This is a genomic window from Phaeobacter gallaeciensis DSM 26640, from assembly GCF_000511385.1.
Taxonomy (GTDB): Bacteria; Pseudomonadota; Alphaproteobacteria; order Rhodobacterales; family Rhodobacteraceae; genus Phaeobacter; species Phaeobacter gallaeciensis.
The window spans coordinates 264,486-278,924 of sequence record NC_023137.1 but is presented as its reverse complement, the minus strand read 5'-3'; the positions used below and the strand labels follow the sequence as shown (position 1 = coordinate 278,924).

Below are 14,439 nucleotides of genomic sequence, written 5' to 3'. Positions count from 1 at the left end.
CTCGCCTGAAAAAACGCCCATAGATTTGGGCCCTTTCTAAGACAGGTTCGGCTGGACCCGGTTTTCACCGGGCCCAGCCAAATTTCCGGGATGTTCAAAGGGTGCCGAAACCGACCCCCAGTGTTGTCCCGTATCGCGTAGCTTAGGCCAGCTCGACTTCGGCGCCAGCTGCTTCCAGCTTGCCTTTGATGTCTTCTGCTTCGGCTTTGTCCACGCCTTCTTTGATCTTGCCGCCAGCTTCGACCAGCTCTTTGGCTTCTTTCAGGCCAAGACCGGTGATGCCGCGAACTTCTTTGATCACGTTGATTTTGGACGAACCAGCGTTTTTCAGAACGACGTCAAATTCGGTCTTTTCTTCTTCCGCTGAGCCACCGGCGTCGCCGCCAGCTGCCATGACAACAGCGCCGCCAGCTGCGGGCTCGATGCCATACTCATCCTTCAGGATGGTTTTCAGTTCTTGTGCTTCAAGCAGGGTCAGACCAACGATGTCTTCTGCCAGTTTCTTCAGATCAGCCATTTTATCAGCTCTTTCCGTTTACAGTGTGTGTGTTCCAACGTGCGGGCTGGTGCCCGACGCCAGTCATTCAGTGCCAACCGCTTACGCAGCTTCCGCCTTCTCTTCGATGGTCGAAAGGATGCTTGCGATGTTGCTTGCAGGTGCGCCAATCGCACCGGCGATGTTGGAAGCAGGTGCGCCGAGCATGCTTGCGATCTGAGCAATAAGCTCGTCGCGCGAAGGCATTTTCGACACGGCTTCAACGCCGGCACGGTCAAGAGCGTTCTCGCCCATTGCACCGCCAAGGATTTCGAACTTCTTGTTCTCCTTGGCGAAGCCCTCGGCCACCTTGGCTGCTGCCACGGGGTCCTCGGAATAGGTCAGAACGGTCATCCCTGTCAGCAGGTCAGACATGCTTTCACACGGCTTACCCTCGAGGGCGATTTTGGCGAGCCTGTTCTTGGCAACACGCACGGAGCTTCCGGCTTCGCTTGCGCGCGCCCGCAGATCCTGCATCTCTGCAACTGTCAGACCGGTGTAGTGGGCTACGACCACCACGCCAGAGCTTTCGAAGATTTGGCCGAGTTCCTCGACCACTCTCTCTTTCTGGGCTCTATCCACAGTTCTCTCCAAGTTTAGGGACACTTGCGCATCCCGGCTCATTGATGTGCCGAACATTTCTGTCCGGCGTTCAAGTCCGTTTTAACGGGGTGAGCCAAAATCACCCGAGGGTAGGAATTCCCTCGATCCTTTGGTCGTTCCCGTCTCAGGAGGGAAATTAAGACCCGATCGACAGGCCACCCACCATCTTGGACGAAATGAAATAAAGCGCACGACGAATCGCACGCTTTATCTCGCGGTCGTAGTTAGTCCCATTTTAGGGGTTTTCCAAGGGCAAAATTGCCTCAGGACCCAACAGGGGCGGGATCAGTCGGAATCCAGGCAAGGACAGCCCCAAAATGCAAAACCGGGGATCCCTTAAGGGACCCCCGGTCTATCGCTAATGGGTACGATCTACGGCAGCACGGCATTGCGCACCACCAAGACATCGCTCCGCCTGCCGAAATTACTCGGTAACGGCGGTTTCCACGTCAACAGTGACGCCCGGACCCATGGTGGAGGACAGAGCGATCTTCTTCATATAGGCGCCTTTGGCACCAGCCGGCTTGGCCTTAGCAACTGCCGAGATGAACGCTTTGACGTTCTCGATCAGCTTGGCTTCGTCGAAGGATGCTTTGCCAACACCTGCGTGGACTACGCCGCCTTTTTCAGCCTTGAACTGAACTTCGCCGCCTTTGGCTGCTTCCACGGCTGCTTTCACGTCCATGGTCACGGTCCCAACCTTGGGGTTCGGCATCAGGTTGCGAGGGCCAAGCACTTTGCCCAGACGGCCGACGATCGGCATCATGTCCGGGGTTGCAATGCAGCGATCAAAGTCGATGGTGCCGCCCTGGATGGTTTCCATCAGGTCTTCTGCACCGACGATGTCCGCGCCAGCTTCTTTGGCTTCGTCAGCCTTTGCGCCACGGGCGAAAACAGCAACACGCATGTCTTTGCCGGTGCCGTTGGGCAGACCGATAACGCCACGAACCATCTGGTCTGCGTGACGGGTGTCAACGCCGAGGTTCAGGGCGATTTCGATGGTTTCATCGAATTTAGCGTTTGCGTTCGCCTTGATCAGAGCGACCGCTTCTTCCACCGACAGGTTGTCTTTGCCAGCGAAAGCTTCGCGCGCAGCGCGGGTACGTTTACCGAGCTTAGCCATCTTACTTCACCTCGATGCCCATGGAGCGGGCAGAGCCCAGGATGATCTGCATTGCGGCGTCGATGTCGTTCGCGTTCAGATCTTTCATTTTCGCTTCGGCGATTTCTTTCACCTGAGCGACGCTGACGGTGCCAACGGTTTCACGCGACGGGTTGTTCGCGCCGGATTTCACCTTAGCGGCCTTCTTCAGGTAATAAGACGCGGGCGGCGTCTTGATGTCCATGGTGAAGGACTTGTCCTGATAGTAGGTGATCACGGTCGGGCACGGTGCGCCGGGCTCCATGTCTGCAGTCTTGGCGTTGAACGCCTTGCAGAATTCCATGATGTTGATGCCGCGCTGACCCAGTGCCGGACCGACCGGCGGGGATGGGTTTGCCTTACCGGCGGGCACTTGCAGCTTCATTGTGCCAACAAGCTTCTTAGCCATTTGGTTTTCCTTTCAACTCGGGCAAGACGCGTCTTACCCAGTGTGTGTTGCGTGGTCCGATGTCAGGGTCGCGACCCATCCATCTCCCACGAGAGAATCTCGCCCGAAGACGATAGAGGCGGCATTTATAGGGGAATGGTGAGGTTGGCAAGAGGCTCGGCGAGGCACACGCCAGTAGAAATCGACCTGCTTGCGTGACATAAGGGCAAGCGACTTTTCAAGTGTAATGATATCATATAACAACTCCTAACTACTTGTTGTGTCAAAAACTAAAACCACTCCTGTCAGAGGCCTCTAAGATGATTGGAAACTGCGGTCAAACCAGCCTGAAACGTAAGCCACGCCGTGGAAACCCGATGCAGGATTACGACTGCCTCCCCCGAGACCTGCGCCGCTGGATCTCATCCGCTGTCCTGCCTTGGAGCGCGAGGTCCGTTCATCGCACCTTCAACAAGGCGCTGGCCCGCACAGGGAATAGAGCGCTCGCATTCAGTGAATTGAACCTGATCCAGCGGAAACTTATGGTGAAGGATGCACAAAAGATCTGGGGATCATCTCACCCCGATGCCGCCTCACCTAAACGATAAAAGGCGACCACTACCGGGCCGCCTTGTCTCACGTTCGCATCCCAAAAAGGGGCGTTATCACCCCTGCTTGGTCACCTGTGTGAAGTCCAGCTCCACCGGGGTTTCGCGGCCGAAGATGGACACGGTGACCTTGAGCTTTTGATTGTCGTCGTCGACACCCTCAACCATGCCGTCAAAATCTTCGAACGGACCGTCGTTGACTTTGACCTTTTCACCGACCTCAAAGGAAATGAGCGTGCGCGGTGCCTCTTCGCCTTCCTGAACACGACCGAGGATACCCTGCACCTCTGCGTCGCGCATCGGCATCGGGCGGCCTTGCGGGCCGAGGAAGCCGGTCACACGGTTGATCGAAGAAATCAGGTGATAGCCGCGGTCGGACATTTCCATGTGGACCAACACGTAACCCGGCATGAAGCGACGCTCGGTCGAGACTTTCTTGCCGCGACGGATCTCGATCACCTCTTCGGTGGGAACCAGAACTTCGTCGATCTCGTCCTCAAGGCCTTGTTCTGCGACCGACGTACGGATCTGCTCTGCGATTTTCTTTTCGAAGTTCGAAAGAACGCTGACCGAATACCACCGTTTCGCCATGAACCTGATCGTCCTTGTGTCTCTTGGCCGACAAGATTGCCGTGCCACTGCTGAAATAAAATACAGCCTCTCGGGACTGCCCTCTAACAAAAAGCGGCGCGCGACACGAATCGCCACACGCCTACGTCAGAGCTACGCGCTCACCTACCGCCCCGGGAGTCCAAGATCAAGAGGTGAGCCGTCAATTGCAATGCCTAACCCCCTGTGTCGCAACGATGCGCAACACGGGGTCATCAGGCTGAGTTAGCCGAACATGCCCAAGATGCCCTCAAGCCCAAAGCGGATCAGAATATCCACAATGGCGAAGAACACGGCCGTCAGCGCCGCCATGACAAACACCATCACGGTGGTCAGCAGCACCTCACGGCGGGTCGGCCAGACGACCTTGGAAACTTCGGCGCGAACCTGCTGAATAAACTGGACGGGGTTGGTGGTGGCCATGAGGCGGGGTTCTCTCTGCTAGCAATCAAGCAGCGATTTAACCTCAGACTATGGCGATTTCAAGCCCCGCTGCAGATCACCCCCGGCAGCCGGGGTCCGCTGTTTGGCTGAAGAGGCATAAGCCTGCTCGCAACTGGGGTCCTGTGATGATCGGTGCCGACTTGTGCCGTTGCGTCAACCAGCGCCGGCTCAGTCAATTCTATCTTAATTTTCGCGAGGCATACATATCGCCACCGGGCAGCGCAGATGCCATCTCATCGCGCCCCGCCCGTCACCGAGCGCGATTATGAGATAGGATTCCATGACCCTCGCACAGAACGATCCACAGGCAACCGGCCTGAGCCAAACCACCCCAGCAGGTGCCGCCACCCAGCGCGAAGCGCAGGCAACCCCACCGCTGACCATGCAAATTTCCGGCAAGCTTTCCGGGCGCGGCCACGCGCGACCACAGCAGGCGGAAGCCAAATTGGATCCGGAGCTGCAAGAGCAGCTGACTGCGCTGTTTCAGCACGGACACCATCAGCAGGCTGCAGCCCGATGCGCCGAACTGCTGAACAGTCATCGGAAATCTGCATTCCTGTGGGAACTGCTCGGCCGTTGCCATCTGGCACAAACCGCGCTGGATGAGGCTGCGACCTGCCTCAACAAAGCTTGCGAACTGAATCCGACCTCGGCCACAACCTTTGCTGCGATGGGGGATGTTTACCGTCGCCAGAACCGTCCGGAGGATGCAGTCGCCCTCTACAAGAAAGCACTGTCGCTTGATTCGACCTGCCTGCCTGCACTCAACAATCTAGGCAATACACTGCTAGATCAGGATCGTATTATTGAGGCGGACCAATGCTTTGCCAGTGCGATTGACCAGGCGCCGGACAACGCTCAGCTGCTCTACAACCGCGCCAATATCCAGCGCCAGCTTGGCAATCTGGGCATCGCCCGTGATCTCTATGGACGGGCCGCACGATTTGCGCCGGGTTTTCTGGAGGCACGCTATAATCTAGCGCAGCTTACCGGCATGGTCGGCGAAAGGGTTGAGGCGATCCGCAATCTGGAACAGATCCTGCTGGCCCGCCCAAATGATGATCGTGCCCGCGCCCTGAAGCTGCGCCTGATGGCCGATCTTTGCGATTGGCGCTGGCTGGATGAATATCAGGATCACCGTCGCCATCTAGGGTTACGCGGCTCAGCGTGTGCGCCGCAGGCTCAGATCGGCCTCGAAGATAACCCCGACCTCCTGCGCATTAGGATGCAGGCCCATGCCAGCGCAGGGCTGCAGGCGGATCCGGCGCCGCAACGCCCTCGTCCAGAAACGCGTCCTCAGCAACTTCGTATCGGCTACTTTGTCAGCTCAACTCAGGATCTGGACGCGCTGCGACTGCTCGACAGTCTGCTAGCACGCCACGACCAGAGCCGATTCGCCTTGTATGCCTACACCGCGAGCGCGCCGCGCGCAGATCTTGTCGGCGTCCTACACCGTGACATTCGCGGACTGTCACCTACCACAATCAAGACACAGGCGGTGGCGGATCAGCTGGACATTGCAATTGATCTGACCAGCTATGCACAAGAGGCTGATGCAACCGTATTCTCGGCCCGTATTGCACCGGTTCAAATCGCGATGCCCGGCTTCCCCGGCACCATGGGCACCCCCGCCTACGATTATATTGTAGGGGATGCGGTCACCTGCCCGCCTGGCAGTGAGCGGTATTTCGAGGAACATCTGATTCGCTTGCCGCACAGCTACCAGAGTGTTTCAGGCCCGCTAGATTTGTCCGGACATCAATTCAGCCGTCGCGATTGCGGTCTACCGGATGAGGCCTTTGTGTTCTGCAGTTTCTCTGCCAGCCACGCGATAACCCCGCGTGAGTTCGACATCTGGATGCGCCTGCTGACCAAGATCGGCGGCAGCGTGCTTTGGCTGGCAGATCACCCCGAAGAGGCGCAGGCAGCGCTTCGCCAAGCCGCAGGCGATCGCCACGTCGACCCCGATCGCCTGATCTTTGCGCGATCCTGCACCGGAGAGGAGCGGATGGCCCGCAGCATGGTTGCGGATCTCTTCCTCGACAGTTTCACCATAAATGCCGGTCCTGCGGCCCGTGATGCGCTGGTTGCCGGGCTACCTGTGCTGACGATGGCCGGTCGCCAGTTCGCTGCACGCACCACCGCCAGTCTGCTGGCCGCCGCCGGAATGGAGGAATTGCAGACGACGACGCCCCAGGGCTATGAGGCGCGCGCCCTGGAACTGGCCGGAGATCGCGACCAGTTGATGGCGCTTCGCAGCAAGCTGCGTCTGATGCAATCCAAGGCCCCGCTGTTCAATACCGCTGGCTACATGCAGGATCTGGAACGGGGGTTGGACATTGTATTCGCACGTCACTGCGACGCCCTCCCGCCACAGCACGTGGCGGTCCCAGCCGAGGATTTTATGCCCAAACCGCCCGTCGACAGTCTGCCCCGCGGGAAGGTCACCACACCGCCCATTCACGCGGCCTGACCACAGTATAGGAAAACCGACGCAAACGCCCTCGCTGTCCGAACAAGGCGGTGGGGGAAACGCGAATGGACTACAATCACGACAGCGACCACCCGCCTGCAGTACAAAGCACACGACCGCGATCATCGCACATTCGTCTACTGGTTTTGCAACTTAGGAAAATGGCAGGGGCATCAGGGTTCGAACCCGAGACCTACGGTTTTGGAGACCGTCGCTCTACCAACTGAGCTATACCCCTACGGTGCGGCAGTTCCTAAGCCAGGGATGCGCCGCTGGCAAGAGGGAAATCGACGAAATCCCCCTGATTTCCGCGTCTCAGGCCAGGATGACTGGTCCCGGCTGTCAGGCTCCAGTATGACAAGGCAAAGGATCCAGAAGAAAGAGCCCAGAGTGAGCCTGCGTAAGAAAATCGCCGACAGCCCGAAGGTGAATCGCACCGTCGAGACCCTATTGGCTGGCTATGTACGATTCGCCTATCGCACCTCGCGCTGGGAGCGTCGGGGGTTTGAGGAGATGGATGCCTGCGTCGCATCGGGGAAGCCGGTGATCTTCGTACTCTGGCACCAGCGGCTGATCATGGCCCCCTATCTGTTTGACACCTCTCTGGGCCGCATTTGCGCGCTGACGTCTGCCGCCCGCGCCGGACGGCTGGCGGGGCAAATTTTGGTGCGATTGGGGTTTGAGACCATCCCGATGTCCAGTCACAAACGCCACGTCGCGCTATCCCGCGAAGTGCTGCGCCGCACCAAGGAAGGATGCTCGATCGGCATCGCCGCCGACGGACCAAGAGGCCCGGCCCGTGTATCCTCCGGCGTGCCTATCACTTGGGCGCGGATGACCGGATGTCGTGTGTTCACCGTCGCTTTTGCCGAGAAGAAGGTGATGAAGCTGCCGACCTGGGACCAGCAGATGCTGCCGCTGCCGTTTTCGCGTGGTGTTCTCCTCTGTCAGGAATGGACAGAGGAAGTGCCCAAAAAGCCCACCGACGAAGAATTCGAAAGGCTGCGCCAAAGCATTGAAACCTCATTGGACACAATCACTGATGCGGCGGATGCTGCCACCGGTCGAAGTGATGAGGATGCGAAGACGCAAGTGAGTTGATCTCAGCTTCTCAAATTCGACTGAAGATAGATTGATCTCCTGTAGGAGCCTCAAGCAACTGCTTGGTCTGCAGGCGCCAAAACAGGCGTGAGTTTAATGCCTCTCATGCTCAGAGTCGCGCCGGATTACGCTCAACCTCAGAATGCAGAACTCTGGCGGGACACCACTTTCCTTTTAAACTCGAAATTCTACAGATCAAAAATGCACGTATTCAGCATCTCACTTCTGCGTACCACAACATGCTTCGTTACCTCCGCTGCGTTCCTGATGTGCGGCGAGGCCTGGACGGAAACAGAAATCGATCTTGGATCCCGCAACACGGTTTCTTTGGAAACAAAAGTGCTCTGACCAAAAGAGTATGGACTGTATCTGCTGCTGCAAAAGCGCGCTGGCCGTGCCAGTGAACTCAGAAGGGACGGATACGACGTTGGCCCGCCCGATCAGACAACGGATGATCCCGGCCTCCTCACCTTCTCCGTGAAAATCTACGAATGGGGAATTGGCTAAGATGAGCTGGTCTTTGAGCAATCGAACCTGCTGCCAAGTCTTATGATGGCTATCGGCAAAAAGTACGGGCTGGAAGTTGCTTCGGCCAGACTGTCCACTGGAAGATACCGGATAGAGGCAACCCCGGAAAACACAAACCACTCCCTAACGGACATTCCTGCAAGACTGATTTTCATTAGTGCTTTAAGAGGCAAATAGACCGCGGTTTTGTACCCGCCCGGACGCCCCGTGTTCGGGCCGCGCCCGGCCTGCCCGAATGGGCGGGCGCGAATCTTCGCACCCGGAGCTGACGCTCCCTGCGGCCTCAAAAGCTTCACTGGAGCTTTTGCAAGACCGCCTCCGGCCCCTGGCCGGTCCCTGCCCTGTTCAGGCGTTACCGCATAGAAAAAGGGCCTCCCAAGGGAGGCCCTTTCTATCATCTCACCTGTGCGGGCTCTCATTGATTTTGCTGCGCAAAACCAACTGCCGCCCGCCAGACGGCAAAGCCGTCTTACTCAGTGATTTTGGACACAACGCCGGCGCCGACGGTGCGGCCGCCTTCGCGGATCGCGAAGCGCAGGCCCTGCTCCATCGCGATCGGCGCGATCAGTTCAACGTCGAACTTCAGGTTGTCGCCCGGCATAACCATCTCGGTGCCCTCAGGCAGGGTCACGGTGCCGGTCACGTCGGTGGTGCGGAAGTAGAACTGCGGACGGTAGTTCGCAAAGAACGGGGTGTGACGACCACCTTCTTCTTTGGTGAGGATATAGGCCTCAGCTTCGAACTTGGTGTGCGGCTTCACGGAACCCGGCTTACACAGAACCTGACCACGCTCAACGCCGTCACGGTCAACACCGCGCAGCAGTGCGCCGATGTTGTCGCCTGCTTCACCACGATCCAGCAGCTTGCGGAACATTTCCACACCGGTACAGGTGGTGGTGGAGGTGTCACGGATACCAACGATTTCGATCGAGTCGCCAACGTTGATCACGCCGCGCTCAACACGACCGGTCACAACGGTACCACGGCCAGAGATCGAGAACACGTCTTCGATCGGCATCAGGAACGGCTGGTCAACAGCGCGCTCAGGGGTGTCGATGTAATCGTCAACAGCCGCCATCAGCTCCTTGATTTTCTCTTCGCCGATTTCAGGCTTGTTGCCTTCCATCGCCGCCAGAGCGGAACCTGCGATGATCGGGATATCGTCGCCGGGGTAGTCGTAGGACGACAGCAGCTCGCGGATTTCCATTTCGACCAGCTCCAGGAGCTCTTCGTCGTCAACCTGGTCCACTTTGTTCATGAACACGACCATCTTCGGGATGCCAACCTGGCGGCCCAAGAGGATGTGCTCACGGGTCTGCGGCATCGGGCCGTCAGCAGCGTTCACAACCAGGATCGCGCCGTCCATCTGCGCCGCACCGGTGATCATGTTCTTCACATAGTCAGCGTGGCCAGGGCAGTCGACGTGGGCGTAGTGACGGCCTTCGGTCTCATATTCCACGTGCGCGGTCGAGATGGTGATCCCGCGCGCTTTCTCTTCAGGTGCGCCGTCGATCTGGTCGTAGGCTTTGAAGTCACCAAAATACTTGGTGATCGCTGCGGTCAGCGTGGTCTTGCCGTGGTCAACGTGGCCGATGGTGCCGATGTTGACGTGCGGTTTTGTACGTTCAAACTTTTCCTTAGCCATTCTGTAGGCGCCCTTTTGAATTGGGGGTCGAAACCCGACCCGAATTTCCTCTGCGCGCGCGGCTTATTTGGTTTGCGGGTGAAAATCAACCCGTTCCGGCACGTCTACGCGCAAATCACCGCAAGATCGTAGACGAGACCCCACAGCCAGCGCGCGAGCCCCATCGGAGTTGGGATGATGTCAGGTGCAGACGCGAATTCGCGCGCAATACGCGCAAGTTTCTACGGCTGTATGAGGATAAAAGGCGCCTCGAGAACGTTAGCCAGCTGCTGCCGTCTGCCCAGCGCCTGCGCCGGTGGCATCTTCGCTGAGGTCCGCAGCATTGCCCAGTTCCGGCTCAAACCAGCCATTTTCTTTGCGCTGCTCCACCAACCAGTCTTCGATCTGGCCAACAGCATTGCGCGCGAGCCCCAGCATCTGCTCTTCCCGGGTACGGGCGTGACCAGATCCAACGAGGAAGCTGTCTGCGGTTGTCGTCTCAAAGACAGTGAATTTCTTCACGGCCTTGTTCAGCTTGGTGCCTGCGGCGTCATCCCAGACCGTCACATTAATGGCCAGGACAGATTTTGGGCTCAGCACAAGCGGCACACCACCGGGGGCAACAAAATATCCCTCAACACTGATGCCAAAGTGATAGATCTTGTCGCCATTATATTGACTGAACCGGGCATCGACCTCATTGGTGAGAATATCGACCCATTCTTTCTGTGAGACTTCACGTGAACCCGGCACCATCTGCACCTTGGAGGCGATCACGATATTATGGCCGAGCTTGAAGGTACCGAGATCCTCCAGGGGTTCGTCAGGCGCGGCTGCGGTGCAGGCGGCAACGGCGACCATGGCGGCCAGAAGAGCGAAGATCCGGATCATAGCAGTCTCATTTCAGTTAACAGACGCCCTCAGATAGCCGCCCCATACGGAACCGGTAAAGCCATGATGGCCCTGTGGTTCCGACGGGTGGCGTTGAGGCCACAGGTGCATGGCCGCAAGAGGCGCCCTATTTGAATTTGTAATTGCGCGGGAACCCATACGGCGGCCGCTTGCCGATACCGGCGCGTTTGCCCAGCCATTGCCCCAAGTCAGTTTCGTGCCGCGTCTTACCGCCACCCATTTCCCAACTGAGGCCATCATCCCAGTTGAAGGTGGTGACATCGCTCAGCCCGCCATCCAGTTCCAACGACCCCTGCTTGCCACGCGCCATATTGTATTTCTGCAGACGCACGCCTTTGCCTCGGGTCAGTTCCGGCATTTCCTCGACTGCGAAGACCAAGAATTTGCCGTTCTCGGACACCACCGCAACGTGGTCGCCCGTCACCGGGATACAGATCTTGGCGCGGTCGTCGTCTTTGACGTTCAGCACCTGTTTGCCACTGCGGGTCTGGGCGACGATATCTTTCTCGGCACAGATAAAGCCATTGCCCGCATCAGAAGCGACCAGCAGGCGGCCTTCCGGGTTGTGGATCAGGATATCAACGATTTCGACTTCATTCGGCAGATCAACCATCAGCCGCAGAGGCTCTCCCATGCCACGCCCGCCGGGCAGATTGGACGCGGAAATCGTGTAAAACCGTCCATTGGAGGCAAAAACCAGCAATCGGTCCGTGGTTTCGGCGTGGAAGATGAAGCGGGGGCCGTCGCCATCCTTGAACTTTAATTCGCGCCCCAGGTCGATATGGCCGGTCATCGCGCGGATCCAGCCCATTTGTGAGCAAACCACAGTGATCGGCTCGCGGTCGATCATGGCTTCCAGCGGAACCTCTTCGACCTCTCCCGCCTCGGCAAAGCGGGTGCGGCGCGGGCCGCCCTCATAGGTTTTTCCGAACTGCTTTTTGGTGTCCTTCAGTTGTTCCGCGATGCGGGACCATTGCAGATCTTCTGATGCCAACAATTCAACCAGCCCGGCGCGTTCGTCGCGCAGGGCGTCACGTTCGCGCACCAATTCGATCTCTTCCAAGCGGCGCAAACTGCGCAGGCGCATGTTGAGAATCGCCTCGGCCTGCACTTCGCTCAACTCCCCCGCACCGATAGCGGGCGAAATGTAGTCAGCTTCGGTATAGGCGCGCGGGTGATCCAGCGACCAGTCCTCCCGCATCAACGCGGCCTTAGGATCATCGTCATAGCGAATGATATCAATGACGCGATCCAGATTGAGGAAGGCGATAATGAAGCCTTCGAGCACCTCAAGACGGTGATCGATCTTATCCATCCGGTGCTGCGAGCGGCGCTGCAAGACATCGCGACGGTGATCAAGGAAGGCGCGCAACACCTCCTTCATCGAACAGACCTTGGGCGTGACGCCGTCGATCAGGACGTTCATGTTGAGGCTGAAGCGAATTTCCAGATCCGAGTTGCGGAACATCATGTTCATCAGCACTTCGGGGTCCACATTCTTGGACTTCGGCTCAAGAATGATGCGGATATCCTCCGCCGACTCATCGCGCACATCACCCAGAATAGGGATCTTCTTGGTCTGGATCAGCTCCGCGATCTTTTCGATCAGCTTGGATTTCTGGACCTGATAGGGGATCTCGGTGATGACGATCTGCCATTGGCCGCGGCCCAGGTCCTCAACCTCATGGGTACAGCGCAGACGGAAAGAACCACGACCGGTATTGTAGGCCTTGGCGATGTTTTCCTTAGGCTCGACGATGATGCCCCCCGTTGGGAAATCCGGGCCGGGCACATAGTTCAGCAAAGTATCATCGCGCGCATCAGGGGTCTTGATCAGATGCAGACAGGCATCGATCAGTTCGCTGATGTTGTGCGGCGGGATATTGGTTGCCATGCCCACGGCGATACCGGCCGCCCCATTGGCAAGGATATTCGGGAACGTCGCAGGCAGTACCGCCGGTTCGGTCAGTCGTCCATCGTAGTTATCGCGGAAATCAACGGCGTTTTCGCTCAGACCCTCCAGCATCGCCTCGGCGACAAAGGTCATCCGCGCCTCGGTATAGCGCGAGGCCGCAGGGTTATCGCCGTCAATGTTGCCAAAGTTACCCTGACCATCAACCAGCGGGTAGCGGACGTTAAAGTCCTGCGCCAGACGCGCCATAGCATCATAAATCGCAGCATCCCCGTGAGGGTGGAAATCCCCCATGGTGTCGCCGGAAATCTTGGCCGATTTCAGAAACCCTCCGGTGGAGGTGAGTCGCAAGCGGCTCATGGCGTAGAGAATGCGGCGATGCACCGGTTTCAGGCCATCACGCGCATCGGGCAATGCCCGGTGCATAATGGTGCTGAGAGCATAGGTCAGGTAACGCTCGCCAATCGCGCGGCGCAACGGTTCCAGTATTTCTCCGGATGCGGGGGAATCGGGGGTGTCTTGATCATCTACCAGGTCGGTCATGTCTTGGTGATACTGCCCCCTCCAGTCTTGGTAAAGCAGCGCCGTAAGAAAATGCAGAGTTACCCCCATATATCGGCCCGACCACGTGTGGGGTTTGCAGAACATCAACACCGTTCCGTGTTCAACGTCGATCAAATCGGGGGAGAAAGCGGCCACCTCTCCCCTATTGCGACTCGTTAAACTGCTGTAGGGTTTGAAGATGCCGGAACAAACTGTGTTGTAGGTGCGTATTACCTGCATGCGGGCGGATGTTCGCCACTCATCAATTTGCACAGGTTATCAGGCTGATCCTGGGGGGGATTTGTATATGTCACGCTTTGTTATTGCATCGTTTCTGTTTTTGGGCTGGGGATTTTACGAGGCCAGTGGCGGCGCAGATTTTGAACCGCCGAAGGGTCCTTCAGCCGCAGTTAATATCGCCAAGGCCGCGTTTGGCAGCGACAGCAGCCCATCGACTGCATCCATCCGCAGCACTGAGGTAACAGCCGAGTCGCTGATCAGCAAGGTGGCCCTGCGCGTCCCGCAGAGTGATACGACACAAGCGGCAAACACGAAACCGGCCCGACCAGCCGCCGACCCCGCGCTGCGCTCTCGGGTCGCGATGGAGCAGATCGCCGCTGTCGGCGCAGGCCTTAGCAACAGTGATACAGCATTTTCGGCCACCACAACCTCTCAGGCGAGCTTCCAAACGTCTCCTGCAACATCTGGTGCGGTACAGCTGGCCTCGCTCACCGACGGGCTATCGACACAACCACTGGTCCAGGCCGCGCTTGAGAGCGAGCCGCAGGACATCGTCGAGCCAGCCGCTGACATTCGCTCCATCACGGCGACGCGCGTCAATATGCGCTCCGGCCCGGGCACGGTGTATCCAATCGTTGACCGGCTGAGCAACGGTGAAGAAGTTGCGGTATTTGAAGATATCGGCACCGGCTGGCTGCACCTGCGCACCGTAAAAGACGGCAAAGTTGGCTGGATTGCCGCTTCCCTGGTGAGCCAGAAACGCCCATAAAGCGTCGGT

13 protein-coding genes and 1 tRNA gene are annotated in these 14,439 nt (G+C 58.0%); 4 read left to right on the top strand and 10 right to left on the bottom strand.

The genetic code is table 11. The features are described 5' to 3' along the window. Window positions 1-142 precede the first annotated feature (142 nt). From rplL to rplK, 4 genes are all read right to left on the bottom strand, one after another. Window positions 143-517 carry a 50S ribosomal protein L7/L12 gene (gene rplL, locus GAL_RS01355; protein ID WP_024095811.1) on the bottom strand — a complete coding sequence of 125 codons (375 nt, stop codon included), beginning with the start codon at window positions 515-517 and terminating at the stop codon, window positions 143-145. An 81-nt stretch (window positions 518-598) separates the two neighbouring features. Further along, the gene (gene rplJ, locus GAL_RS01350; protein ID WP_040104246.1) at window positions 599-1,117 is read right to left on the bottom strand and encodes a 50S ribosomal protein L10; all 519 of its coding nucleotides are present in this window, start codon (window positions 1,115-1,117) and stop codon (window positions 599-601) included. A 445-nt stretch (window positions 1,118-1,562) separates the two neighbouring features. Then, complete coding sequence (gene rplA, locus GAL_RS01345) at window positions 1,563-2,261, bottom strand: 50S ribosomal protein L1 (RefSeq protein WP_014878906.1); 699 nt, start codon at window positions 2,259-2,261, stop codon at window positions 1,563-1,565. Between the two features lies 1 nt (window position 2,262). Next, complete coding sequence (gene rplK / locus GAL_RS01340; protein WP_024095809.1) at window positions 2,263-2,688, bottom strand: 50S ribosomal protein L11; 426 nt, start codon at window positions 2,686-2,688, stop codon at window positions 2,263-2,265. 299 nt (window positions 2,689-2,987) lie between these two features. Here rplK and GAL_RS22745 point away from each other — a divergent pair, with 299 nt between their 5' ends. After that, window positions 2,988-3,275, top strand: coding sequence for a DUF6525 family protein (locus GAL_RS22745; protein WP_024095808.1), 288 nt, complete (start codon window positions 2,988-2,990; stop codon window positions 3,273-3,275). 57 nt (window positions 3,276-3,332) lie between these two features. Here the strand turns inward: GAL_RS22745 and nusG are convergent, their stop codons facing one another. Together nusG and secE are read right to left on the bottom strand one after the other, a co-directional pair. Beyond that, complete coding sequence (gene nusG / locus GAL_RS01330; protein WP_014876030.1) at window positions 3,333-3,866, bottom strand: transcription termination/antitermination protein NusG; 534 nt, start codon at window positions 3,864-3,866, stop codon at window positions 3,333-3,335. A gap of 243 nt (window positions 3,867-4,109) precedes the next feature. Next, a complete protein-coding gene (gene secE, locus GAL_RS01325; RefSeq protein ID WP_008560174.1) occupies window positions 4,110-4,307 on the bottom strand; it encodes a preprotein translocase subunit SecE in 198 nt (65 codons plus the stop codon). Between the two features lie 301 nt (window positions 4,308-4,608). Between secE and GAL_RS01320 the strand changes: the two genes are divergently transcribed. Beyond that, the gene (locus tag GAL_RS01320; protein WP_024095807.1) at window positions 4,609-6,801 is read left to right on the top strand and encodes an O-linked N-acetylglucosamine transferase, SPINDLY family protein; all 2,193 of its coding nucleotides are present in this window, start codon (window positions 4,609-4,611) and stop codon (window positions 6,799-6,801) included. 162 nt (window positions 6,802-6,963) lie between these two features. On the opposite strand, the gene GAL_RS01315 is transcribed toward GAL_RS01320, so the two are convergent. After that, a tRNA-Trp gene (locus GAL_RS01315) sits at window positions 6,964-7,039 on the bottom strand. A gap of 152 nt (window positions 7,040-7,191) precedes the next feature. On the opposite strand from GAL_RS01315, the gene GAL_RS01310 reads away from it, so the two are divergent. Further along, a complete protein-coding gene (locus tag GAL_RS01310) occupies window positions 7,192-7,902 on the top strand; it encodes a lysophospholipid acyltransferase family protein (protein ID WP_040104247.1) in 711 nt (236 codons plus the stop codon). A gap of 997 nt (window positions 7,903-8,899) precedes the next feature. Here GAL_RS01310 and tuf read toward each other — a convergent pair. The 3 genes from tuf to parC all read right to left on the bottom strand — a co-directional run bounded on the left by tuf (window position 8,900) and on the right by parC (window position 13,421). Continuing rightward, window positions 8,900-10,075: an elongation factor Tu gene (gene tuf, locus GAL_RS01300; protein ID WP_024095804.1), complete on the bottom strand. Its 1,176-nt coding sequence runs from the start codon at window positions 10,073-10,075 to the stop codon at window positions 8,900-8,902. A 258-nt stretch (window positions 10,076-10,333) separates the two neighbouring features. Next, a complete protein-coding gene (locus GAL_RS01295) occupies window positions 10,334-10,945 on the bottom strand; it encodes a hypothetical protein (RefSeq protein WP_024095803.1) in 612 nt (203 codons plus the stop codon). A gap of 127 nt (window positions 10,946-11,072) precedes the next feature. After that, complete coding sequence (gene parC / locus GAL_RS01290; RefSeq protein ID WP_040104249.1) at window positions 11,073-13,421, bottom strand: DNA topoisomerase IV subunit A; 2,349 nt, start codon at window positions 13,419-13,421, stop codon at window positions 11,073-11,075. A gap of 307 nt (window positions 13,422-13,728) precedes the next feature. Between parC and GAL_RS01285 the strand changes: the two genes are divergently transcribed. Continuing rightward, window positions 13,729-14,430, top strand: a complete 702-nt coding sequence (locus GAL_RS01285) for an SH3 domain-containing protein (RefSeq protein WP_024095801.1) — start codon at window positions 13,729-13,731, stop codon at window positions 14,428-14,430. Window positions 14,431-14,439: the final 9 nt, after the last annotated feature.